25 protein-coding genes, 3 tRNA genes and 1 pseudogene are annotated in these 19929 nt (G+C 57.5%); 7 read left to right on the forward strand and 22 right to left on the reverse strand.

What is annotated here, in order from left to right:
* A partial coding sequence (locus ACR0JW_RS23325) for a PLP-dependent aminotransferase family protein (RefSeq protein ID WP_480714164.1) occupies nucleotides 1–524 on the forward strand: 524 nt, incomplete at its 5' end.
* Nucleotides 525–642: 118 nt separating this feature from the next.
* On the opposite strand, the gene ACR0JW_RS23330 is transcribed toward ACR0JW_RS23325, so the two are convergent.
* Nucleotides 643–1017, reverse strand: a complete 375-nt coding sequence (locus ACR0JW_RS23330) for a hypothetical protein (protein ID WP_480714569.1) — start codon at nucleotides 1015–1017, stop codon at nucleotides 643–645.
* Nucleotides 1018–1064: 47 nt separating this feature from the next.
* On the opposite strand from ACR0JW_RS23330, the gene ACR0JW_RS23335 reads away from it, so the two are divergent.
* The gene (locus ACR0JW_RS23335; RefSeq protein ID WP_480714570.1) at nucleotides 1065–1865 is read left to right on the forward strand and encodes an alpha/beta fold hydrolase; all 801 of its coding nucleotides are present in this window, start codon (nucleotides 1065–1067) and stop codon (nucleotides 1863–1865) included.
* Here ACR0JW_RS23335 and ACR0JW_RS23340 read toward each other — a convergent pair whose 3' ends face one another.
* Nucleotides 1866–2054 (reverse strand): hypothetical protein, encoded by a 189-nt coding sequence (locus ACR0JW_RS23340; RefSeq protein ID WP_170682516.1) that lies wholly within the window; start codon nucleotides 2052–2054, stop codon nucleotides 1866–1868.
* A 69-nt stretch (nucleotides 2055–2123) separates the two neighbouring features.
* A complete protein-coding gene (locus ACR0JW_RS23345) occupies nucleotides 2124–2519 on the reverse strand; it encodes a rhodanese-like domain-containing protein (protein WP_170617528.1) in 396 nt (131 codons plus the stop codon).
* Between the two features lie 419 nt (nucleotides 2520–2938).
* On the opposite strand from ACR0JW_RS23345, the gene ACR0JW_RS23350 reads away from it, so the two are divergent.
* Nucleotides 2939–3024, forward strand: a tRNA-Leu gene (locus ACR0JW_RS23350).
* A gap of 256 nt (nucleotides 3025–3280) precedes the next feature.
* Here ACR0JW_RS23350 and ACR0JW_RS23355 read toward each other — a convergent pair.
* The 6 genes from ACR0JW_RS23355 to ACR0JW_RS23380 all read right to left on the reverse strand — a co-directional run bounded on the left by ACR0JW_RS23355 (nucleotide 3281) and on the right by ACR0JW_RS23380 (nucleotide 6408).
* A tRNA-Phe gene (locus ACR0JW_RS23355) sits at nucleotides 3281–3355 on the reverse strand.
* A gap of 79 nt (nucleotides 3356–3434) precedes the next feature.
* Nucleotides 3435–3617: a DNA gyrase inhibitor YacG gene (locus ACR0JW_RS23360; protein ID WP_170612412.1), complete on the reverse strand. Its 183-nt coding sequence runs from the start codon at nucleotides 3615–3617 to the stop codon at nucleotides 3435–3437.
* On the reverse strand, nucleotides 3614–4636 hold the full coding sequence (locus ACR0JW_RS23365; RefSeq protein WP_170682532.1) for a ribonuclease E/G: 1023 nt from the start codon (nucleotides 4634–4636) through the stop codon (nucleotides 3614–3616). The genes ACR0JW_RS23360 and ACR0JW_RS23365 overlap by 4 nt, the downstream gene beginning before the upstream one ends.
* Nucleotides 4633–5211 (reverse strand): Maf family protein, encoded by a 579-nt coding sequence (locus ACR0JW_RS23370; protein WP_170682533.1) that lies wholly within the window; start codon nucleotides 5209–5211, stop codon nucleotides 4633–4635. Before ACR0JW_RS23370 ends, ACR0JW_RS23365 begins: the two co-directional genes overlap by 4 nt.
* Before the next feature lie 11 nt (nucleotides 5212–5222).
* Entirely contained in the window at nucleotides 5223–5441 is a 219-nt protein-coding gene (infA, locus tag ACR0JW_RS23375; protein WP_005978431.1) for a translation initiation factor IF-1, read from the reverse strand.
* Nucleotides 5442–5532: 91 nt separating this feature from the next.
* A complete protein-coding gene (locus ACR0JW_RS23380) occupies nucleotides 5533–6408 on the reverse strand; it encodes a carbon-nitrogen hydrolase family protein (protein ID WP_480714571.1) in 876 nt (291 codons plus the stop codon).
* Nucleotides 6409–6627: 219 nt separating this feature from the next.
* Between ACR0JW_RS23380 and ACR0JW_RS23385 the strand changes: the two genes are divergently transcribed.
* Nucleotides 6628–7149, forward strand: coding sequence for a phosphoribosyl-AMP cyclohydrolase (locus tag ACR0JW_RS23385; protein ID WP_480714572.1), 522 nt, complete (start codon nucleotides 6628–6630; stop codon nucleotides 7147–7149).
* A gap of 89 nt (nucleotides 7150–7238) precedes the next feature.
* Here ACR0JW_RS23385 and ACR0JW_RS23390 read toward each other — a convergent pair whose 3' ends face one another.
* The 10 genes from ACR0JW_RS23390 to ACR0JW_RS23435 form a co-directional block, all read right to left on the reverse strand.
* Complete coding sequence (locus tag ACR0JW_RS23390; protein WP_170682535.1) at nucleotides 7239–7832, reverse strand: GNAT family N-acetyltransferase; 594 nt, start codon at nucleotides 7830–7832, stop codon at nucleotides 7239–7241.
* The gene (locus ACR0JW_RS23395) at nucleotides 7825–8223 is read right to left on the reverse strand and encodes a ketosteroid isomerase-related protein (protein WP_480714573.1); all 399 of its coding nucleotides are present in this window, start codon (nucleotides 8221–8223) and stop codon (nucleotides 7825–7827) included. The genes ACR0JW_RS23390 and ACR0JW_RS23395 overlap by 8 nt, the downstream gene beginning before the upstream one ends.
* Complete coding sequence (locus ACR0JW_RS23400) at nucleotides 8220–8678, reverse strand: arsenate-mycothiol transferase ArsC (RefSeq protein WP_170682537.1); 459 nt, start codon at nucleotides 8676–8678, stop codon at nucleotides 8220–8222. The genes ACR0JW_RS23395 and ACR0JW_RS23400 overlap by 4 nt, the downstream gene beginning before the upstream one ends.
* Nucleotides 8679–8681: 3 nt before the next feature.
* Nucleotides 8682–9161 carry a UPF0262 family protein gene (locus ACR0JW_RS23405; protein WP_170682538.1) on the reverse strand — a complete coding sequence of 160 codons (480 nt, stop codon included), beginning with the start codon at nucleotides 9159–9161 and terminating at the stop codon, nucleotides 8682–8684.
* Nucleotides 9162–9247: 86 nt separating this feature from the next.
* Nucleotides 9248–10036, reverse strand: a complete 789-nt coding sequence (locus tag ACR0JW_RS23410; RefSeq protein ID WP_170682539.1) for a hypothetical protein — start codon at nucleotides 10034–10036, stop codon at nucleotides 9248–9250.
* A 113-nt stretch (nucleotides 10037–10149) separates the two neighbouring features.
* A complete protein-coding gene (hisD, locus tag ACR0JW_RS23415; RefSeq protein ID WP_170682540.1) occupies nucleotides 10150–11451 on the reverse strand; it encodes a histidinol dehydrogenase in 1302 nt (433 codons plus the stop codon).
* 60 nt (nucleotides 11452–11511) lie between these two features.
* Entirely contained in the window at nucleotides 11512–12033 is a 522-nt protein-coding gene (locus tag ACR0JW_RS23420; RefSeq protein ID WP_170682541.1) for a GNAT family N-acetyltransferase, read from the reverse strand.
* A complete protein-coding gene (locus ACR0JW_RS23425; RefSeq protein WP_170612391.1) occupies nucleotides 12034–12510 on the reverse strand; it encodes a DUF2948 family protein in 477 nt (158 codons plus the stop codon).
* Nucleotides 12507–13775: a UDP-N-acetylglucosamine 1-carboxyvinyltransferase gene (gene murA, locus ACR0JW_RS23430; RefSeq protein WP_170612389.1), complete on the reverse strand. Its 1269-nt coding sequence runs from the start codon at nucleotides 13773–13775 to the stop codon at nucleotides 12507–12509. Before murA ends, ACR0JW_RS23425 begins: the two co-directional genes overlap by 4 nt.
* A 6-nt stretch (nucleotides 13776–13781) precedes the next feature.
* On the reverse strand, nucleotides 13782–13937 hold the full coding sequence (locus ACR0JW_RS23435) for a hypothetical protein (RefSeq protein WP_170682543.1): 156 nt from the start codon (nucleotides 13935–13937) through the stop codon (nucleotides 13782–13784).
* A gap of 83 nt (nucleotides 13938–14020) precedes the next feature.
* Here ACR0JW_RS23435 and ACR0JW_RS23440 point away from each other — a divergent pair.
* From ACR0JW_RS23440 to ACR0JW_RS23450, 3 genes and pseudogenes are all read left to right on the forward strand, one after another.
* A tRNA-Thr gene (locus ACR0JW_RS23440) sits at nucleotides 14021–14095 on the forward strand.
* Between the two features lie 86 nt (nucleotides 14096–14181).
* Nucleotides 14182–14364, forward strand: a pseudogene (locus tag ACR0JW_RS23445) (DUF6538 domain-containing protein); the annotation flags it as partial.
* A 33-nt stretch (nucleotides 14365–14397) separates the two neighbouring features.
* Complete coding sequence (locus ACR0JW_RS23450) at nucleotides 14398–15702, forward strand: tyrosine-type recombinase/integrase (protein ID WP_480714577.1); 1305 nt, start codon at nucleotides 14398–14400, stop codon at nucleotides 15700–15702.
* A 513-nt stretch (nucleotides 15703–16215) separates the two neighbouring features.
* Here the strand turns inward: ACR0JW_RS23450 and ACR0JW_RS23455 are convergent.
* The 3 genes from ACR0JW_RS23455 to ACR0JW_RS23465 all read right to left on the reverse strand — a co-directional run bounded on the left by ACR0JW_RS23455 (nucleotide 16216) and on the right by ACR0JW_RS23465 (nucleotide 19116).
* Nucleotides 16216–16935, reverse strand: a complete 720-nt coding sequence (locus ACR0JW_RS23455) for a hypothetical protein (RefSeq protein ID WP_480714574.1) — start codon at nucleotides 16933–16935, stop codon at nucleotides 16216–16218.
* A 619-nt stretch (nucleotides 16936–17554) separates the two neighbouring features.
* A complete protein-coding gene (locus tag ACR0JW_RS23460) occupies nucleotides 17555–18793 on the reverse strand; it encodes a S8 family peptidase (RefSeq protein WP_480714575.1) in 1239 nt (412 codons plus the stop codon).
* A gap of 11 nt (nucleotides 18794–18804) precedes the next feature.
* The gene (locus tag ACR0JW_RS23465) at nucleotides 18805–19116 is read right to left on the reverse strand and encodes a CU044_2847 family protein (RefSeq protein ID WP_480714576.1); all 312 of its coding nucleotides are present in this window, start codon (nucleotides 19114–19116) and stop codon (nucleotides 18805–18807) included.
* Nucleotides 19117–19929 lie beyond the last annotated feature (813 nt).

Raw genomic sequence — 19929 nt, forward strand, 5'->3', positions numbered from 1 at the left:
TGAACTCGGCCATCTTCCCCGGCATTCAGGGCGGCCCGCTGATGCACGTGATCGCGGCCAAGGCCGTGGCCTTCGGCGAGGCGCTGCAGCCGGCCTTCAAGGACTACATCAAGCAGGTCGTCGTCAATTCGCAGGCCCTGTCGGATCAGCTGATCAAAGGCGGTCTGGACACGGTGACCCATGGCACCGACACCCATGTGGTGCTGGTCGACCTGCGCCCCAAAGGGGTCAAGGGCAACGCCACCGAAAAGGCCCTGGGCCGCGCGCATATCACCTGCAACAAGAACGGCGTGCCATTTGACCCGGAAAAGCCGACGATCACGTCGGGCATCCGCCTGGGTTCGCCCGCCGGCACCACACGAGGCTTTGGCGAGGTTGAATTCCGCCAGATCGCGGACTGGATCATCGAGGTCGTCGACGGTCTGGCCGCCAATGGCGAAGACGGAAACGGCGCGGTCGAAGCCAAGGTCAAGGCCGAGGTCGCAGACCTCTGCGCCCGATTCCCCATCTACCCGAACCTGTAATCGGCTCGAAAAAACAAGGCAGCGGCGCCCCAGTGGCGCCGCATCTGCTTTGGGAACATTTTTTGCGCCAAAGACTTAGTTCAATATTGGCAAGGTAATCCTGCCTCAGAACCTACCTTCAGATCAGGCCGCGCCACCACAGAAACAGCAGCAGCAGCGCGCTCAGCGCCAGAATGTTGAACGCAAGTCCACCCAGCATCCCCAGAAACCAGCCCAATCTTCTGTCCGCCAGATCAATACTGCCGAGATACGCCTGCACCTCGTCTGACGCGCTGACAAGTTTTGGAGTGTCCAGGACCCGCCGCAACCTTGGATGCGCCGCCATCTGTTCCGCATTCGCCAGCAGAAGCGCCTGTTTGTAGATCCGGCGAGGCAGTCGGCGTTTGGCTCTTTTGACCGAGGCCAACAGGGTTTTGTCCCGCACACCCAGCTTTTCGCGCAGCAACGCAATCGTGCCTGCAATCCGGGTCTGAATATCAGTGTCCTGCGACATTGGTGCCTCCTGACCGGGAAATGTAGCGCGGCCAGAGGCAGGCTACAATGGGACTGGTCGTTTCATTCGCTGCCGGGTATCACGCATTCATGTTGAACACGATCGTACATGGCGAACCGACCGCGAACCCTCCTCTTCTGATCGCGCACGGGCTTTATGGCTCGGCCCGAAATTGGGGCGTCATTGCGCGGCGGCTTTCGGACGAAAGACAGGTCATTGCAGTGGACATGCGCAACCATGCCTACAGCAAGTGGGACGCCTCGCATGGTTATCCGGACCTGGCCGATGATCTGGCCGAGGTCATTGCGCAGGTCGGCGGTCCCGTGGACGCTGTCGGCCACTCCATGGGCGGCAAGGCAGCAATGAACCTGGCCCTGATTCATGGTGCCCTGGTGCGTAAACTGGTAGTGGCCGACATTGCGCCGGTGACCTACAGCCACAGTCAGATTCAGTTCATCGAAGCCATGCGTGCGGTCGATCTGTCCCGCGTAACCCGGCGCTCGGATGCCGAGCAGCAACTGGCAGAACTGGGTGTCGAAAAAGCGTTGCAGAGCTTCTTCACTCAGTCACTGGATGTCAGCGGGCAGCGGTGGCTGTTGAACCTGGATGGTCTGGCAAACGAGATGGCAAAAATCATGGGGTTTCCGGTACTCGATGCCACTTGGAACGGGCCCGCCCTGTTTTTGTCCGGTGGCGCCTCGGACTATGTTCTGCCGCAGCACCGCGACAAGATACGCGCCCTTTTCCCCGCCGCGAAATTCGCAAAGATTCCGGGCGCAGGCCACTGGCTGCACGCCGAAAAACCGCGCGAATTTGAAGCGGCCGTCAGAACCTTTTTGAACGCCTGATCAGATCGAACCCTGATACAACCGTTTGGCGACAAGCCATGAAACCGGTATGGCGGCAACAAATCCTGCGCCAGCGGCCCCCAGAATAGCGCCCGTGGTAACCAGGCCAGCAGACAATACAGCTATGACGGCCGAGCCAGCCAGGGCAGTTCCAATCAGTGAATACAACATCGAAGCAAGACGCATCATTGGGTGTGGTCCTATTTTGGAATCTGACCACATATTGGTTTCTCAGGATGTGTATGGCTTTGATTCAGGTCAGGTCATTCCAGGGTCAACAGGCTCGACTGTCTGGCCGCCCCCTTCGACCCAATCAGTAAGGCCCCCAAGGTTGTAAACCCGGGAATAGCCCATGTCCTTCAACAATTTGCCTGCCAGCGCCGCGCGCCCGCCCGACGCACAGTGCAGGACGATTGGCCGGTCGATGCGCAATTCAGGATCATGAGTTGGCAGCCCGCTATCGGCCCTAAACTCCAGCATCCCGCGTGGAATGTGATGAGACCCGACCGCCCGGCCCGCCCTCTCCAGTTCCGGCGTATCCCGAACGTCCAGCAGCAACCCGCCCTCGCGCAGCAGTTCCGAAGCTTGGGCAAAATCGATACGCGCGACCACAGCGTTGGCGGCCTCCATCATGTCCCTGACTGTCAGTGGCATTCCGGTTCTCCTGTCCTTGGAACTCCAGCATTTAACATGCAAAATAAGGAATACGTTTTCTGTGTAAAGGTACAATAGCGGTAAATCGCGAGCGGGGATATTACCCCGTTCTAACTGTGACTTCGAATGGCGGCAATTTTGTTCGCCTTGCTGCATCTACAAACACGAAAAGAGGAAGTCCGGGCCACCCCAATCATCAGGACCGGACACTTTTACACTTGAGCTGCAAGCAGCATCCACCCTAACTGCATGCTTGGCGAATTGGCGGGTGTTGTTCCAATCACACGACTAGCTCCGGCAACTTGGGCTTGAGGGCGTGCTGGATTTGACCAAGGCACAATTTGAGGCGGAAGCGCATTGTATTCATGGCCTTGTGGCCGTATTGAGATTTTCAGGCCCGAATTAGGCTCGACACGCATGCCCGCGTGGTGGAATGGTAGACACAAGAGACTTAAAATCTCTGGGCCGGAAGGCCGTGCCGGTTCGAGTCCGGCCGCGGGTACCAGTTTGTACGAAATTCGAAGCTTGCGCACGCTAACAGGCGCGATGCTTGTTGGGACAAACATATCAAATGACTTAGGAAGTCATCGTCTGCGTCTCGGCATGGAAAGGACCGCAATGTGACCTGATACAAGGTATTATCGCTCCGGTGCTTGCAAATGCTTCGCGGAACTTGAAACCTTTATCCCGGAGGATCGCGGGACAACGATTCACTAACATCCAAAATGGACCAGTCAGATGGGTCTGCTTAGGAAATAAAATGGTGCCCGGGGGCGGAATCGAACCACCGACACGAGGATTTTCAATCCACTGCTCTACCCCTGAGCTACCCGGGCACGGGAACGATTTTCGTCGTTGGGTGGAGGCCTTCTATGACTTGCACCACGCAGTGTCCAGAGGCTTTTTGAGATTTTTTCAATGCGGCCTTGGCGGCTCGGAATTCTCCCCAGAGACATCCGCCTCTTCGTCCTCTTCCCGCTGGGAAGCGACCGCATAGGAGCCGTTCAGCCACTTGGCCAGATCGATGTCGGCACAGCGCTTTGAACAGAAGGGACGGAACCTGGTCACGGTGTCTTCACCACAGATCGGACAACTCATTTCAGCACCTCGGACAGGGGAATGCGTCCGCGTTTGCGTTGTAATTCATAGTGGCCCAGGGGCGTCCAGCCCGCCAGAGTGGTCTCGATGCCATCGGCCTTGAATGCAGCGCGCAAAGCCCCTTCGAAGCCTCTGCGGTCCTTCTTGGGCATGGGAGCGAGATCCAGTGTGATCTGCCCACCCAGACCGCGCACGCGCAATGCGCGCGCCAGTGTCTTGGCACAGGCGAAATTGGCTTTTGTTCCGGCTGCAAGCGACGTGTCGGCCCCGGTATTCACATCCACCGCCACCAACGCGCGTGTCGGTTGAATGTAAAGATGACCACCACCTGGAAGTGGTTCGGAAATACCGCGCGCAACATCCAGCGCGTCGAGCACGCCATGGGTTTCGAAGCCTCCGGACTGGGTCATAACCTCGGCCGGATCAGTCCAGTCGCGCCATGCCAGAACGTGTGGGCTGTCGCCTTCCAGCAGCAACTCCGGCTCGGCCCCGGGGTCGTTCATGACCTGATCGGCATTGGCCAACATGGCTCTGATGTCTTCGGCGATTTCGTCGGCGTTCTCGCCCAGGCAGCACGAGCGCAGGATGAGGCCGTAGTCACTGCCATCCATATTTTCATGCGCGATCTCCAGAAGCCGGTCGCGCTCATCCTCGTCCCGGATCGAGCGCGAGATGTTCAGGCCCGGCGCATCGGGCGTGATGATCGCATAGCGGCTTTTGAACAGGACGCGGTCCGTAACCGGCAGCGCCTTGCCCGGTTCCGCATACCCTGTGACCTGCACCAGCATCGATGTGCCGGGGGCCAGACCTTTGACCTGACGCAGAAACGCGGGGCCGACGGGCGTGGTCAGGAACATTCCGCCCTGCCCTTTGACCGGGCGGTCGGCACGTGCGCGGTAAATCGTACCCGGCGCGGGGGCGTCTGCGGCAATCAGAAAATCGTCCAGCTTGCCATCCACCATCAGAGCGGCGGCTTCGCGGTCGTCGATGTGATCCAGAACGATGGTGCGACCCTTCATGATACCTCACGATACAGGGGATATCCGATGCCCTGCAAAAGGGCGGCGGTTTCGGAAAGGGGCAGCCCGACGATACCGGTGAATGAGCCGGAAATCCACGGGATGAACGCCCCGGCGGGACCCTGAATGGCGTAAGCGCCCGCTTTGCCCTTCCAGTCTCCGGTCGCCAGATAGGCGTTGATTTCAACGTCAGACAGACGCTTGACCTTGACCTGAGAAACCACGTCGCGCTGCAGGATCCGCTCTCCGCGCCGCACGGCGACCGAAGTGATCACGCGATGGCGCCGACCGGACAGGGCGTGCAAATACTCCGCCGCCTGCCCCACATCCTCGGGTTTGCCCAGAATGCGGCGACCCAGCGCCACAGTGGTGTCCGCGCACAGGGTGACGTCATCGCTATCCGATTGAACTGCCTGTACTTTTGCGCGGGTGATGCGGCTGCAATAGGGAACCGGCAATTCGCCCTTCAGGGGCGTTTCGTCGATATCGGGCGCGCGGATGGCATCGGGCTGCACGCCAAGCTGGGCCAACAGGTCCAGCCGTCTTGGGCTGCCCGATCCGAGAATAAACGCCATTGCGGCAGGCGTTATTTGAAGCGGTAGTTGATCCGACCCTTGGTCAGATCATAAGGGGTCATCTCGACCTGAACCTTGTCGCCGGCCAGAACACGGATGCGGTTCTTGCGCATCTTGCCTGCCGTGTGTGCGATGATTTCATGGCCGTTTTCCAGCTCGACCCGAAACGTCGCATTAGGCAGGAGTTCCTTCACGACACCGGGAAATTCGAGCGTATCTTCCTTGGCCATGTTGTCTCCATCATTACGTTGCACCTGCAGAATCTACAGGGATGTGCGCTTAAATGAGCCTATTTCGGCCTTATTTCAAGGGCGGAATCATCTAAAGGCTGGATATTGTGACCGATTCGGCGCGGGGTGGCTGTTCGTCCCAGTGGGTTCTGTTCAGAACATGGCCATCGGCGCGAACCTCGGCAATGGCGGACAGATCGACATCTGCATAGGTCCACCCCGGCTGGTTCAGGGTGCCTTCAGCCAGCACTCCGGTCTGGGGAAAGCCCTTGTCGGGCGGACCGAATATGCCACCTGTGCCGGTGTTCATGTCGACCGCCTCGGACCAATCGTTACGTCCAACCAGCGACGACATAACCGTAACACATTGATTTTCCAACGCTCTTGACATCGCACCGATGCGAACACGCCAATATCCTGACAGCGCCTCGGTGCAGGATGGCACCAGGATAAGATCGGCTTCGTTCAGGGCGCGACCCAGCAGGGGAAACTCGCTGTCATAGCAAATGAGGATACCGATTTTGCCAAGTGCGGTGTCGAAAAGCCTGAGGGGACCACCGGGGGCAATGTCCCAGATCTCACGCTCGAACCGGGTCATGATTTGCTTGTCCTGATGCGCGACACCACCGTCCGGCGCATAGAAAACGGCCCGGTTCACGGGACGGCCCGACCCGTCAACCACCGGGGCCGATGCACCCAGAATGTATGTTTTGTACGTCTGCGCGAGGCGGGTGTGCAGGTTCTGTATGTCCTGCATCCGCTCGGACACCGCCTGGATCGAGCGTTCCAAATCACCGGCCACCCCGGCACCGTCCAGCGTCGACAATTCCATCGCGCCGTATTCGGGAAAGACCAGCAGGTCGGCGCCCTGCCCCGTGGCCTCGGCGACCCAGCGGTCCAGCTTGTCCTCGTACTGGCTCCAACTGTCGAGCCAGTCTAGATCGTATGCGGCGGTTGCGACTTTCATCGATGTGTCCCCGGTTCAAAGTTCCTGGGACATTAGAGGCGGAGGTGGCGGACTGTACAGGGCAATTCCTTCGAACGTTTGAAGTGCGCATCCGACTAAAGCTGCGACACGGGGCCAACGGTTAGCGACAGGCCACCACCCGCCTGTGTCCCACAAGCGGGCTTTTTGGCAATAAACAGGAGTTTTTCGGCCAAAAACCCCTTGCGCCCCTATGCCAATGTGACCATTTTCCCCCGCGAAACGCGACGGACAGAAAGGGACAACACCATGTCGATCACCACCGATGAACTCGCTGCTGCCCGCCAGGCTTGGGCCGACGGGCTCGTTGCCATTTCGAAAGCCTTCGAAGAGGGTGGCATTGATGCGGCGCGTCCCGTTGCCGAAGACGTGCTGGACGCAGCTTATGGCTATGATCTGGGACCGGTCATGTTCAAGCCAACCCTGGCCAGCGGCGATCAGACCTTTCGCCCGACCCGTCTTGGCGCACTGTCCTATTTTGTCGGTCACGACGCCGAGTATCCGCTGGATGGCGGTTTCGGGATCAAGGGCTGGCGTTCGATGGAAAGCGTGACATCGGCTTCCTTTGTCGAAGGCGATGTGGCGATGTGGATGGGCAAGGTCAACCTGACCGACAAGGATGGCAATATCACCCAGGTCGACAAAAGCTTTGGCTACAAGAAAGACAGCGACGGCGTGCTGCGGATCGTGCTGCACCACTCGTCCCTGCCGTACCAGCCTTAACGCCAAAAGGGCGATCGGCCCAAATCATTAGATCATTCACCGCGTCAACGCGGTGAATGATGGCTTTGTCGGCAAGCGACCAAAACGGCCTACAAATCCCTGATCCAGAATTGCAAAGGCTTCTGGGTCTCGCCCTTTTCCCCGATATCCTTCCACGAAAACTGCGCGATGACGCCGGGAAGCGGTGCGTATCCGCGCGTGCGCCAGAAGGCGTCGAGCGGCCGGTATGTTTCGGGGCGCATCGGGTGGTCGGCAGGACGCTGGACGCCGCAGAACGCACATTTGGAAAACCCGAGGCTGCGGGCGTGGGCTTCGCGCAGGTCGAAGAACTTGTGGCCGACGCCCTGCCCGCGATAGTCGGGCAGCAACACGGATTCCGCACAATAGAATATGTCACCCAGATCCAGCCCGGTTCCGTCGAACGCCGCCGCGAAATCGTCGGCGTGGTCGGTCAGCGGTGCGCCGGTCGATGCCCCGATCAGGCAGTCACCGTCGAAGGCGCCGACCATTATGGCGCGGTCGCTTTCGCGGTAGGATTGCAGATACTTCCGTTCGTAATCCAGATCACCGTCATAGAGATAAGGCCAGGCGCGGAACACCTGTATCCGAAGGCGCGCCACATCATCCAGCGCGGCCTCCAGTGCCGCGCCGGTCAGAGTGCGGACTTCGCTCACCTCAGGCATTTGCGACCTGACGGGTCCAGTCGGCAAGATTGTAGAAGGTGGTAACGCGGGTGATTTTGCCGTCCTTGAGGTCAAAGAAGGACCCTGCAGGCAGGCGGTAGGTCTGGCCGTTGGCTTGCGGCAATCCTTCATCCGTTTCCAGATAGGTGCCGTTGACGATGAACTCGGCGGCAGCGCGGGTGCCACCTTCGGCCTCGAAAACCACGATATCGGTCAGGTTCTCGCGGTAGCAGCGGTTCATATGAGCACAGAAGGCTGCGAACTTTTCCTTGCCCACACGGATCTGGCCTTCGTTCACGTGATGGGCCACATCATCGGACAAACAGGTCAGCATGCCGTCCACGTCTCCGGCGTTGAAGGCTTCGAAATAGGTTTTGACGGTCGCGTTCATGATCTCTCCGTTGGTTCGCCCCAGCGATCCTTCAGATGCTGAATGATCTGATCGCGGGTCTGACGGTAGTGATGTAGCTTCTGTTCGCGGGTCTCGCCCAGTCCGGTAGGGTCCATTATTGGCCAATAATCGACATCGAGGTGAAAAACACGGGTCAGTTCCAGCGCCTTGCGCTGACTGGCAGGCGACAACGCCACCACCAGATCGAAGGAACTGAGGTCATCGCCCCATTCTTCCATCTCGTCGAACGACCGCGAGCGGTGGCGCGAAAGTTCGACATCGATCTCCTGACAGGCGGCAATGCAGAACCCGTCGATTTCCAGATCGTTACGCACGCCGGCAGACTGAACATAGGTGCCGGTGCCATAGAACTTTTTCATGATCCCTTCGGCCATGGGAGACCGGACCGCGTTGTGGTCGCAACAAAACAGGACCGACTGCGGCAACGGCTTCACGCGTCAGCCTCCGAAATGCAACACGCAGATCAGCGTGAACAGGCGGCGGGCGGTATCGGTATCGATGTCGGCCTTCCCTTCCAGCCGTTCCTGCAGCACGCGGCTGCCTTCGTTGTGGATACCCCGCCGGGCCATGTCGATGGTTTCGATCTGGCTGGGTGGCAGGGTCTTCACCGCATCGAAATAGCTTTCGCAGATCTGGAAGTAATCCTTGACCACTTGCCGGAACGGACCCAGCGACAGGTGAAACTCGGCCGCCTTTTCGCTGGCCTCGGTTTCGATGTCGAAAACCAGCCGTTTGTCGCGGATCGACAATTGCAGGTGATACGGGCCGTCGGGCACGGTGCGACCGTCGCGCTGTGGCAGCGTAAAGGTGTTATCTTCGAGCAGATCATAGATCGCGACCTTACGCTCCTGCTCGATCTCGGGGGTCGGTGGAGGCAGGTTTCGGTCATCCAGTTCGATATGCGAAATGCGGGTCATAGATCATTTGGTCCGTTCAGGTCTGGCCAGACTTATCGTAAGAGTTCTGAATGGGCAATGCGTGGGTTCGGATGCCGCGGGCCCTGTCACAAAGGGTGGTCCGAGGGGTCGATTCCGTGCTTGCGCAGCAGCGTGTCGACCAGTGATCCCGGATTGATCGGGCGCCCCGAGAAAATCCTGCGGAACCACGATCCAAAGAAATGGACCGACATCTGCTGCTGCCAGTTCAGGGCGTCCAGTTTGGACAGGTCCGGTTCGTTCCACAGCGACCGGTGGCGCAGCGGGATCGGGTAGAGCAGCGTACGCGGAACGCTCATCTCGTGCTCGGGCGTGTGGTAGATATAGTGGAACAGCATGGGCGGACCGAAGCTGAAGATGGGCAGGCTCCAATGCGTGGATTTGCCGTAGAGTTCCAGGTAGGTGGTCTTTTGCTGATCGCTCCACCAAGGCGGAACCAGATCGCTGTCGAAAGCGAATTCGCACATGTTCCGCAAGGCCGGGCTGTCACCGGGCAAGGCCAGCACGCCATTCATGATGCGGCGGGTTTTGCGGTTGGCCTTGGGGAACAGGTAGCCGTTTTCGGTTTCAAACGGGCGCAGGGCGTAGGCGTCGGTGTCAGCCCAGATGTAATCTGTCTGCTCCAGCAGTTTCAGTCGGAACAGATCGGCATGCACGGCCGCCGACCGGGTGACAGGGTCGCGGATAATCTCGGGGGTATCGAATATCTCGCGCGCGTCGCGGGCTTCGATATAGTCCGGAATGTCCCGCAGATCGCCGTAATGGTAGACGATCGGCGTCTGATCCACGTCGGCGAAGGATTTCAGGCACAAATGCTCCAGAAAGCTGAACCGTTCTCCGATCCAAAGGGTCGCCACACGTTCCAATAGACTGATCCTTGCTGGTCGGTGAACGGTTTAGCGGTCAATCGAGCGCCCCGGAACCCGTCCCCGGCCAGGGTCGGGTCGGCTGTGGCCCGCAGGCCATAGCTTTACCCGTTCAGCCGCCTGAGGCGGGCCGTGACGGACAGCCCGTGCGCCTCGAGGCTTTCCGATGTGGCCAGTTGCTCGGCGGCGGGTCCGATCGCGCGCAGGGCTTCGGGCGTCATGTGGCTGAGCGTGGTGCGCTTGAGGAAATCCATAACACTGAGGCCCGAGGAAAACCGGGCGGAACGCGCGGTCGGCAGCACGTGGTTGGGGCCGCCGACATAATCGCCAATGGCCTCAGGCGTGTATTGGCCAAGGAAAATGGCACCCGCGTGAACGGTTTTCGTGCTCAGCGCCACCGGGTCGGCCACGCAAAGCTCAAGATGTTCGGGGGCGATGCGATTTGACAGCGCGGCGGCCTGTTCCAGATCGCGCACGGTAATGACGGCGCCGAAATCGCGCCAGCTGGCCCCGGCAATCGCGCGGCGCTGTAAGGTCTGGAGGCGCTTTTTGACCGCCTGCGCGACCGCCTGCCCGAATGCGGCGTCGTCGGTGATCAGGATCGACTGCGCGCTTTCGTCATGTTCGGCCTGGCTGAGGAGGTCCAGCGCGATCCAGTCAGGGTCATTGTCCTTGTCGGCGATCACCAGAATCTCGGACGGGCCCGCGATCATGTCGATGCCGACCTTGCCAAAGACCCGGCGCTTGGCTGCCGCGACAAAAGCATTGCCCGGACCGGTGATCTTGTCCACGGGCGCGATGGTCTTTGTCCCGTAGGCCAATGCGGCAATCGCCTGTGCACCGCCGATGCGATACACCTCGTCCACACCGGATAGTTGTGCGGCCAGCAGGACCAGCGGGTTCACCTGCCCGTCCGGTGTCGGCACCACGATGGCCAGACGTTCAACCCCGGCGACCTTGGCGGGAATGGCGTTCATCAGAACGGAAGAGGGATAGGACGCAAGCCCGCCCGGCACGTAGAGCCCCGCCGCCGAAACCGCCGTCCAGCGCCAACCCAGCGTCGCCCCGGCCTCATCGGTCCAATTTTCGGCCTGCGGCAGCTGTTTTTCGTGATAGGCACGGATGCGATCCGCCGCCAGTTCCAGCGCCGCGCGGTCGTCGGCCGAAACCTGTGCAACCGCTGCTGAGATTTCAGCCGCAGAAAAGGCCATGGTTTCCGGTGTCAGATCCAGCCGGTCAAACCTTGAGGTCAGCTCGATCACCGCCGCATCGCCCCGGGTGCGCACATCGTCGATGATCTGCGCAACCACCGCATCCACATCCGGACTGTCCTCGCGTTTGGCGGACAACAGTGTCTGAAAGGCGCTTTCGAAGTCGGGCGCGGTCGTATCGAGGAAAACGGGCATGATCTGGCACTCCGGACGTTTGACGCGGGACATATCGCCGGGAGGGGCGGGCCTCAACCCTCAGTCGCCTGGGTGCAGCGATTTGCGCATGGCAAAGCAGGACAGATCCATGCGGTCGCAACGCTGCCCGGTGGCCTGCCAGCCGTGGCGCAGATAGAAATCTTGCGCGGTTTGCGTTGCCTCAAGTCGGGCATCGGAACATCCCGCAGCGATCAGTTCTTGTTCCATGCGGTTCAACAATGCCGAACCAAGACCACAGCCGATATGATCCGGATCGATGTAAAGCAGAGTGATCTCTCCGGTTTCAAACAAACCGCCGACAGCAGCCACCTGCCCGGCCCGCTCGGCCAGCCAGATCTGCGAACCGGGTTTGATCCAGCCCCGGATCGTGGCCGGGTCCTTGTTTTCCGTCCATTGCGCGATGGCCCGGGGGTCGTTCTGATGATCTGCCGTGCAAAGCTGGGTGATCGACCGGATCAGAACCCGGCTGATGTCGAACACGTCGAAAACGGTAGCGCGGCGCAGAATGACACTTTCAGGCGCGGCGGAAAACGCCTGAGATATGCCGCGCTTGTTCTGCATCTATTCGGGGTGGTGCGGGGCATGCCCGGACGGGGCCCGGTAAGGGCGCGTGACGTCCTTTAGCGTGGCATCCAGCGCCTCGACCGTCAGACGGATTGCACCGTCCCCGGCCAGCGTCAGCAACACCTGACCCGCGCCTTCTTCGCCCGGTTCAAAATCGACCGACAGCAGTGACATCACCGTATCCTTTTCGCTGCGGTCGACACCCTGGCTGGCAACAGACAGGACCGAGTCGAACACCAGCACGGATTGCACGCGCTCAAACGGGCGGCCCCGGCGGTCGGCTGCGTCCTTGTCTTCCCAGCGGAAGCGGTTGAGCAGCAGGCCAAAGCGGCGCTGCGAAGGTTGCCATTTCATCTCGGTCGCAGGGAAAACCGCGTCCTGTGCAAGGGTCGAGATCACCTGCAGGTCATCGCCGTCCTCGGCCCCCAGATTCAGCGGCGCCTCGCGCCCGTCTTCGAAACTTGCGTCTGTCATTCGCCCTTGATCCGTTCAATCTTTGCGCCCACGCCTTCCAGCTTGCGCACCACATGTTCATATCCGCGGTCCAGATGATAGACCCGGCTGACCGTTGTTTCGCCTTCCGCCGCCATTCCGGCAAGGATCAGCGACACCGAGGCCCGCAGGTCCGTCGCCATGACCGGCGCCCCTTTGAGCTTTTCAACACCAGTGACGGTCGCCGTGCCGCCATGCACCTCGATATGCGCGCCCATGCGGACCAGTTCGGGGGCGTGCATGAAACGGTTCTCGAAAATCCGCTCTTCCAGGACCGAGGTACCTTCGGCCGTGCACATCAGCGCCATCATCTGCGCCTGCAGGTCGGTGGGAAAGCCCGGGAAAGGTTCCGTGACAACGTCCACGGCGCTGACGCGGCCATTCTTGCGCGCGACCTTCAAGCCCTTTTCGGTCTCACTCACGTTGATGCCGGCCGCATCCAGCTTGGCCGCGAAGGATTCGACCAGAGACATCCGGCCGCCCAGCAACTCAACCTCGCCACCGCAGATCGCGGGGGCCAGCATGTAGGTGCCCAGTTCAATCCGGTCGGTCACCACCTGATGCGTCGCGCCATGCAGCCGGTCGACACCCTGAATTTCGATGGTCGACGTGCCCTCACCCGAGATTTGCGCGCCCATCTTGCGCAGGCATTCGACCAGATCGACGATTTCAGGCTCTCGGGCTGCGTTCTTCAGGACCGTGGTGCCCTTGGCCAGCGTCGCGGCCATGACGATGTTTTCAGTCGCCCCGACCGAGGCGAACCGCATCTCGTGCACGGCGCCCTTCAGGCCGCCCGGCGCGCTGGCGTGCAGGTAACCGTCTTTCAGCGCGATCTCGGCGCCCAGCGCTTCTAGCCCTTCAACGTGCAGATCCATGGGCCGCGCACCGATCGCGCAGCCGCCGGGCAGCGACACGACCGCCTCGCCAAAGCGGGCCAGCAACGGGCCCAGCACCAGGTTCGAGGCGCGCATCTTACGCACGATATCGTAATCGGCGACATGGCTGGTCAGGGTGTGACTGGACATCGCGATCACCTGACCGTCCTGCAGCGCGGACACCTCGGCCCCCAGCGACTGCAGCAGCGTGGTCATGGTCTTGATGTCGCTCAACCGCGGTGCGTTGGTCAGCGTAAGCGGTTCTTCGCTCAGCAAGGTTGCGGGCATCAGCGTCAGACATGCGTTTTTGGCCCCCGCAATCGGTATCTGACCATTGAGAGGGCCGTTGCCCGTCACCAGAATCGAATCCATCTGCTCTTATCCCTCGTCCTTGTCGGCCTTGTCTTCGGATGCTGCGCGCGCCTTGGCCTGCGCCTTGCGCCGCGCCATATTCGCCTTGAGCGCGGCTTTCAGTCGCTCTTCCCGCGCGTCCCCGGAATTGCCGCGTTTTTTGGGTGATTTGTTGTCTGCCATGACCTTTCTCTACAGGAGGCGAAAAAAACCGTCCAGACACCCTTGCGCAGCGTTTCGTTTGAGTCTAATCACCCGCCCACAGCGCTGCTGTAGCTCAGAGGTAGAGCACTCCCTTGGTAAGGGAGAGGTCGAGAGTTCAATTCTCTCCAGCAGCACCATGATTTCCTCATATTCATCAAAAACTTACGCCAAACCAACGGCTTGCACTTGCAGACTCCTACACAGGAGCCCTACACAGTGACCCTTGCAATGCCTACACCAGTCAAAGACAAAAAAAAGCGGAATCTACTACGTGAGGGTGCGCGTTCCGGCGGACCTGAAAGGAATCGTTGGCCGTGCCGAGGTGTCAAAGTCACTACGCACCAGAGACCCATCAGAGGCCAAAGAGAGATTTGCGGCTGAATACGCGAAAATTCAAAAGCGATGGGCGTCCTTTAGGGCAAAGCCTGAACATCTCCCTTTGAAAAAGATCGTTGCTCTGTCTGGTCGCGTGTATTTCCGCCTGATGGAAATGCTAGAAAATGAACCGGGTGAACCTGCGATGTGGGAACAGGTTTTGCGCCTGAGCCAACAGGCGGAAGCTGTCGAAGGCGGTATGGAAAAATGGTACGGTGTGGTCGCTGACGAGATACTGGCGGAAGAAGGTATTGCTATAGACGAACCGACGCGTGCGCGATTACTACGTGAAGTTCACCGGTCTTGGACGCAGGCGGCTAGCCAGCAGTTGAAGAGAGCGGAAGGCGATTTCACCCCAGACCCTCAGGCTACGCGCTTCCCTGAGTGGGAACCCACAGCCTCGCCAAAAGTGGCAACCGAAGGCCCTACACTCACCAGCCTTTTTGAACGGTGGAAGAAAGACCACTTGAGCAACGGAAAGGCACCTGCAACGGTCGATGACTTCGCCCAGAAGAAGCACGCTTTGGTCGCATTTTTGGGTCATGAGGATGTCTCTCGGATAAAGCCTAAGGACATTGCTGACTGGTGCGACTACCTACGTGACGAGAAAGGTTTGAAGCCCAAGACCATTGGCCGGAAATATCTAGCCGCAATAAGGGCCATTCTCCGTTTGGCACGGTCAAAGTTCTTGATCGAAAGTGACCCATCGGCAGACGTATCCGTCAAAGTCCCCAAACCTTTTGCAGAGCGATCCAAGGGCTTCACGGAAGACGAAGCAAAGCAAATACTGCGACACGCCAACGTAGCCCTTAAGGATGACACGCGGGCAACTCTAAAGAACAAGCTAGCCTGTCGTTGGATACCATGGATATGCGCTTATACCGGCGCAAGGGCGGGTGAAATCGCACAGCTCCGTAAACAAGATTTGCGTAGCGATGGGGGCATCCACTGGCTCTTAATCACGCCGGACGCGGGCAGCGTCAAAGCACGGCGTTATAGAACCGTGCCGTTACACCCTCACCTAGTTGAGATTGGCCTTGTCGACTTTATTAACAGCGCCAGTGAGGGCTATTTGTTCCACGATGGAGGTAAGACTCCGAAAGACGCTTTCCGGTTGTCCCAGAACGCACGCGACAAGGTTGGTGATTGGGTCAGGAATAAAGTCGGCATCAAAGACCCAAGAATTCAACCGAGTCACGCGTGGCGACACAGATTCAAAACACAGGCACGAAATGCTGACGTCGATGTGGTCTATCAGGACGCCATTTGTGGTCATGCTAGCCGCAACGCCGGTGAGGACTATGGCGACTATCCGATAGAAACGCTGTTTCGGGAGATTTGCAAGTTACCGCGCTTTGAACTGGGTTAGCGTTATTGGCAATCCGGTCCGACCTCTAACACCAAACTGATTGAGAGCTTCACTTTCGCACCATTAGACGGCAGGCCAATTCTCTGTCTCCCCACCTTGTTGCGAAGGCGTCCGTCACCTCAAACCATGAACCGTCATTCCCGGCCCCATGGTTTGCGCCCATACAAGAGCATTGGCACTCGTGTCCTGCGGCATTCATGCACGCCGGGGAGCACTTTTCTTGTTCCCGGTATGGCTGAACGACATAAACCTTACCCAATTCGTCCAGACATCGGTCGACCAAATGGTTGAACCAAGCCTTGGGTGCTTCGGAACACTTCTCGTGGTGGTTCCAATCAAGGTTTCCCCTCTTCCCCGTTGTCAGCAGCTTATCGTCGAAAATACCGCCCGGTGTGCGGAGCCTAAGCTTCTCACCCTTTCCAGTTCTGCGAAGAATAACTGGTGTTGTCTTTTGGTTCCAAATAGCGACCAAATGCTGAGAGTTTTTCTTCACGTTTGCGCCCGTTAGTCCCCTTAAAAGTCGTTTACGTGGGCGGCCCAGCCCATTGGGGTCTTCTTGTTGTCTGCCATCCAAGCACACACATCTTCTCCCCCGGCAATCATTCCGGTTTGAACTTCGGCATCATCGCATTCTTGATGTCTTAGGAAATCACCGAAAAGTCCCGGCCCATCTTCTTCCCCAAATACCTCCATGAAAATCAAGGTCATGACTGCCATTCCCTCGACATCAGCCTCAAAGCCATTCCTTTGAAGAACGGCGTCTGCGGTTCCTGCCACATAACCTAGCGACCAATTGTCGAAAGCTTTGCGAGGTAACCGCTCGCGCTCATCTAGCATTAGCACTTGTTGGATGCTCAGCGAAGTAGACACTAAAGTAACAATCGCCTGTGACTTTTCCTTTCTCTGCGCGGCCTCATCGCCGTTACGGGCTGGCCTTGGCTGCGCTTCCAACCCGGCTTTGTTTTTAGTTGTCGGTTGACCACTCGGCATGGTGTCTGCGCGGGCATTTAATATTTGCACGCAGCGATCTACGATTTGCGGAATAGTCATTCCGTCGTGGTGCCAACTGTTAATCTGGTCCCGACAATGGAAATAGATGTCGTTAGCGACTTCGTAGGCTAAACCGCGCCTACCAAATTCGTTCATTAGCTTGCCTCTGAAACTAGAAAACTTGACACCGAGAAAGATCACATAAGCCAAACCAGCGATCACAACCAAACCTAGAAATTCCAAATCCTGAACCCTTGTAAATTCTTTGATTAACTTCCTGACGACACCTCTGGCGATTTCGCAATGAGAGGGCGGTCAGGCATGTTCGTGGTGAGATTCTAACAACCGGAGATAGAATGGCAATCCCGGCTTCGTATAAGCAAAGCCACAATCTTCGCCAGCGGCTGGACTACCATTGGCCCCAATATTTGGCCTTTCGCGCGGACGCGTCTCAAAGGACACCCCAAATATTTTGGCGAAAAAATCTGAGTACCAGAGATTAACGAATATGCCGCGCAGGCCCCCCGGTGGGGCCACGTCACGGTCACCTCTCCTCACCTGGAGGAAAGTCCCTTTTGCGCTACCAGCCTGAAGCAAGGCATCCGTCAGAGTCCACCTCTGCAAATGTAATATGAAACCTACAGGCTACCCTCAAGATGCGTCGGCGGTGCCTCCTAAATCTTCATCATCTCCCTCACGGGAAAGCTGAGCTGAATCCTTAACACCGGACCTGAAGGCAATGCAGTTCCACTGGATGCACCTTCACATGACGGACAAATAGTCGCTTGGCTCTTGAGAGACCTAGTGATGATGAACATCATTCATCATACCCTAACCTGGCCGTGTTCAGCATTCACTTGTTTCAGTACAAACGAAGCCGCCCCAAGCCATGGAGACTAGCATCAAACCCGGACCATGAGCAGTCTGCATTCACGCCCAGTTCATTACGTACCATTTCACAAATACTTGAACCAGGTGGCCTCATATGCTTTGCGTGAGAGCCATGACCGCAGGGACCGCCCTTCAAGCCACAGACTATTCTTGCCGCGACACCACTTACAAACGCAGTCGCGAAAGAAGTCCCGCAAAGCAGATTGGTGTTTCGAAGTCCGGGTTGGCTCGCCAGTTCTTCTCCTACTATCTTTACACCGTCTGGACCAAGAATGTAGCGGTCAGACGGTACGGCTTTATAACTGGAAATAGGGTCTAGCGTTTTAAAATGGTACGAACCCACTGCAATAATGTTTTCAAAGGCCGCCGGACTCGCCACCTTCGACCGGTTGTTGCCAGCTGCAGCAACCAGTACAACATCGCCGGCAAAATCGAGAAAACTATCGAAGAAGAACTTGAGCTGCTTGATGTTCATTGCAGCATCCAAAGGGGAGTTGCAGACATCACAATGGTCTGGGTCGCAACTCATACTCAGGCTTAGATTGATAATATCACATGGCCCAGCTGCATGCGCAAGATAAAGACCTGCGAGCACATCGCTCAGCGTTCCGTCAGAATCAAATGCTTTTACCGGAATGATGTGCGCGGAAGGGGCGGTTCGATTTATAATATGCGTCACTAGTGTGCCGTGCCCTGTTGTGTCACTGCCAGTAGTCACTAGATTGAGCGGGTCTCTTGCGTTCAGTTGATGGTGGATTGGACCGCTCCAAGTCATTGATATGCTTGAATCCAACCCCGAGTCGATTATTCCGACGGTGCATTTCTGCCCACACCTCCCGCTGGCCACGTCAGCTCTTGCGCTGCTGATCGCAGTCGAGATGTTTTGGTCATTCAAATCAATCACAGAACTTGGACGAACAAGGTAATCAGGAACTGCGACCTTGATTCTTCCTCGACTAAATTGGTTCTGCCTCAGTTTTCCGGCTATCTCTTCTTCTGTTCCTTCGGGAATCCGGGCAACGAACGGGAGGCGGTTTTTGTATTTGTAAAATTCTTCACCTATGGGAACATCGTTCGCCCGGAGGACGTCACTAACATCGTGCATAACTTCAAAATCGGTCCCAAGCTCCTCACGAAGCTGTTGCTCACCGTCTGGTGACCATTCAGGACCAGGGCCGACAACAATCCGACCGGGTTCGAAACAGTTCAATTTCAGTAACCTTAGCTAGTGCCAGTCTTCCAAGTAACGCTCACCTTGAAATTGGCATTGATTGTTCCCTTAGTTACGAATGGTATTCCGGCCTCGCCTCCCACATCTATTCCAAACTCCATTCCGATTTCGGCAGGAGGGTTTGGAATTGAAAAAAGGTTATCAGCGACTTCAGCACAGCCCTCTCGGATTAGCTCAGACACTTGTCGCAATTTTTCTTCAGTGGCTTCGACAAACTCTTCAGTGTTCGCCTCAGGGGTTACCGCGCCCCGCGATTGTGTGACCTGAACAAAGAACTTAGGTGATGGTTGGCGCTCGCTCAAAATGACTTCTCCCTCAAATAATGACAGCCTAGCTGCAAGCACCTAGATCTCAAACCCTAGATTACACGAAATGAAAATTTTCCGCCTTGCCTCGGACCTTGGCAGACCTTTCAACTCTTTCAAAACTCTCAAGCTTCCGTCACCGGTGAAATCCACCGTTTATAACCATCAGGAACTGTTAGGTTTTTTGCTTGGTGCTTGTGGCTAGGTGATTTCTAGAAAGAAGAGGGCTACCCAAAGAAGAAGCACTGCGAGAGCAAAGAAAACACCAAGCACAGTAGATGGAGCCAAACCATCGACCCGTTTAGTCATTGATGATGTCCAAGTAGCATCGGGTTCAACCTTCTCGATTTCGACTTACTTCTCTAGTCGAGCAAACCATTCATGGAATTCGGCCTTCTGTGAGTTCACATAGCTTAGACTTTTCTACTGAGTGACTGCCCAGAATAGAGATGTGACAACGCCCGAAGCAGATACTAGGATCTTGTGCTCGGTCCCCGCTAGCAAGACGAAGAGCCCGGTCACAATAGCGGAAAACGCAATGAAACGCGCCCAATAGTGTGTCTGCTCAGATTGCTGCAACTGCGTAAGTGTCTGGAAATATAATTGTTCCTGAGTTGAGTTCATTCTGAATTTCCCCGACCAGCCGTAAAGTTTTTTCGAGATTAAAAGCTATCTAAAGTCACAATGGAAGCAACCTGGTAACAAGCGGTACTTCTATCCTGAGCCTCCCCAACTGAACTGGTCGACCGTTATGTTTAGGAAACGGAGGACCACGAATGGCAAACAAGAGACCGAAGCCCGAAGAGATCG

This window comes from Ruegeria sp. BG6 (assembly GCF_056538465.1).